The following is a 2,543-nucleotide window of genomic DNA, read 5'->3' as shown; positions in this document are numbered from 1 at the left end:
CATTTTTTCTAACGACTTTCTTAACATTTCGAACCGCTTTTTTTTTGGCGGCGGCAATGATTTCATCAAGAGCCAAATTAACCACAACAGGCACCGCAACGGCAAAAGGTTGTGCGCCTGGAATGGCCATAGCTGCAGCCGTGGCACTTGGCAAAATAACCGCTTTTGTTGCGGCGGTTACTTTATCCCCCGCCACTTTCCGAACGGCGGATTTTATCGCGTTTTTAATGCTTGAGGGCATATTGCGCCCGATAACAGCGGCCACTTGTTTTGCTGGCTTTAACGCGCCACGCCCCGCAATTTTGGCCGATTTAAGTAAATTACCCCGCTTTAGTTGCGTTCCCACTTTATAAGTTGTTTTTACTGCGTGGGTTGCGCCTGGAATAGGCCGCGCGGCGGTTTTTACCGCTTTAAGTACATTTCCCCGCTTTAGTTGTGTACCCGTTTGCTTTACCGCTTTGGTAGTCTTTTTTACTTGTTTCTTTGCGACTTTTTTAACTTTTCGAGACGCTTTTTTGATCTTTTTTAAAAATCCTAGTTGTTTGTCTCCATATCCTTCGTATGTATGCAACTGCACGGCGGGCACCTCAATTAATTTTTGAATTCTTGTGATTTGATCGCGTTTTGGCAATTCCCCAAATTTGTGGTGCCTGTATGTAGGATCTAGGACTATATCCCGCCCATTGAGCCGCGCCACGGTCCAAACATGATGTAATTGCCGATTGGGCTTAACGCTGGAGGCGTAGAAGCCAAAAGGGATTTTATTTAGATATAGCCATGATCCCATTAAAATGGCTTTATCGTCGCAATCCCGAAAAGAATAATCCTTTTCAAGCAAAAACTTGGGGCGGCTCAAAGTTTCGGCATTTTTTGGATCCGCTTTATATGGTAGCTTTCGGACCAAATCAAAATATCTTGGGAGCGGTAAACGCGCTAAATTCCCCAAATCGCCCGCGTAAACCGTGCATAGTCTAACCATTTCCTTAGCCGTTTGCTTTGGATCAGTTAACCGCCACGCGTTAAAATTTGCCCGCATAAAGAAAAGATATAATAAAAAAAACGCCCATTTTAGAATTTTTGTTCTAAAAAAGGCGTTTTTATCAAAATTTTACATTTTTTTGGGGTTTTATACTGGTTATTCCAGTATTTTCACCCATTTTTCAGTGGTTTTTACCCGTTTTCTTCAGACTCCCCCGACAAAAAAGCCCATGCTTTTTCAAATGAATCTTTCCGAAACTCCATTTCATCGCCATTTTTGAAAATAAAGGATTTAGCCAGGGTAACGCGTGAAAGAACATAGATTTGAGAGGGAATATCTAAAATCGCCTCTTTCATCGGTTCCCCATGTTCGGCCACCATCGCTAAAACATCGGCGGGGTTAATAGAATTTTCTTGGTTTTCTTGTTGTTCGCTCATTGTTTGCCTTTTGGTTTTTGTTGACGTTGTTCTTTGATTTCGTTTTCGCATACAAGTAAACCTTTAGCGAAAATTTCAAGATAAAAATTTGGCCCCATTTTTTCGGATTTATCCACCGAAGCCACCGCCGTTCTTTTGTGGATCCCGTCGGGTAGGACAATTTGAATTCTACGCGCCATTATTTGACCGCCTTTTTTGTTTGTACGTTGGTTTGTTGTAATTTCGAATGATCTGGAATCGTTTTTATAAGTTTCCAGCCGTTTTCTAGCATGTATTTTTTCGCCGATTTTAGGCAATACCACGGTTTACGCGGTGGGTTAAAGATTGGTAATGGAGTATTTTCTAAGCATCCAATTAGCTGCTTTGGGTAGTATTGCGACAGGAACCAATAATCACCATTTTTAACTAGGTCTTGGATAACCGAATTTTTAGCAAATCGAAAAAAGTTCATTATAACCCATCCAATTCATAAAGCCGATTTTGACAATAATCTTTCCAACGTTTATTTTTATAAAACTTACGGCATCGTTCTAAATCTTTTTCGTTCCACAAACACCGATCTAATTTTTTAGCTATTCTTATTTGACGGCTCATGGAATTATAAATAAAATTTGAAAGTTTATTTTTTAAATAAATTCTCTGTTCATACCCAAAATCTTCACAAAAAATATTCCTCATGCTTGCCCCCTCATTTCTTTAATCAAATCTTCAGAATCGTGAATTGGGATTAAATTTTCATCAATCCATAGCCAGTATGGAGCCAAAGAAAAATCTTTTTCTTTGGACTCGTCCTCATCATCCCACCCCTTTTGTTCTTCAGTCATGTAATCCGCGGTGGCAAGATACCACCCTAAAGAGAATAGAGTAATACCAATGGCATTAGCTTTTTTGATTATCGCGTCAGCCACAAAATTTAGAACTTCACTACCTAAGCCGTAATCTTTGCCAAAATACCAAAATCCATTTTCAAAACGGGCGTGAATTCCCGTTGTTTCTTCGGCGTCGTAGTCTGTGGGTTCATCGTCGCCAAAGCCCCAATCTCTGTAATCTTTGCAATATACCATAGTAGCCACAACATTTGTAATGACTTTTTTCATGTCAAAAATTTGATCACTATCAAAACGGCG

Annotated in this window: 4 protein-coding genes; all 4 read right to left on the bottom strand. The window is 40.1% G+C overall.

Features of this window, described 5'->3' with window-relative positions; translation table 11 throughout:
• Positions 1-979 (bottom strand): transglutaminase domain-containing protein (locus tag M0Q24_RS11670; RefSeq protein WP_295050856.1); only part of this gene is annotated, 979 nt, incomplete at its 3' end.
• A gap of 191 nt (positions 980-1,170) precedes the next feature.
• The gene (locus tag M0Q24_RS11665; RefSeq protein ID WP_295050854.1) at positions 1,171-1,416 is read right to left on the bottom strand and encodes a hypothetical protein; all 246 of its coding nucleotides are present in this window, start codon (positions 1,414-1,416) and stop codon (positions 1,171-1,173) included.
• Entirely contained in the window at positions 1,413-1,712 is a 300-nt protein-coding gene (locus M0Q24_RS11660; RefSeq protein WP_295050852.1) for a hypothetical protein, read from the bottom strand. Before M0Q24_RS11660 ends, M0Q24_RS11665 begins: the two co-directional genes overlap by 4 nt.
• Before the next feature lie 378 nt (positions 1,713-2,090).
• A partial coding sequence (locus tag M0Q24_RS11655) for a hypothetical protein (protein WP_295050850.1) occupies positions 2,091-2,543 on the bottom strand: 453 nt, incomplete at its 5' end.

The organism is Sulfurimonas sp. (assembly GCF_023228785.1).
Lineage (GTDB): Bacteria > Campylobacterota > Campylobacteria > Campylobacterales > Sulfurimonadaceae > Sulfurimonas.
This window is presented reverse-complemented; position numbering and strand designations above follow the sequence as displayed.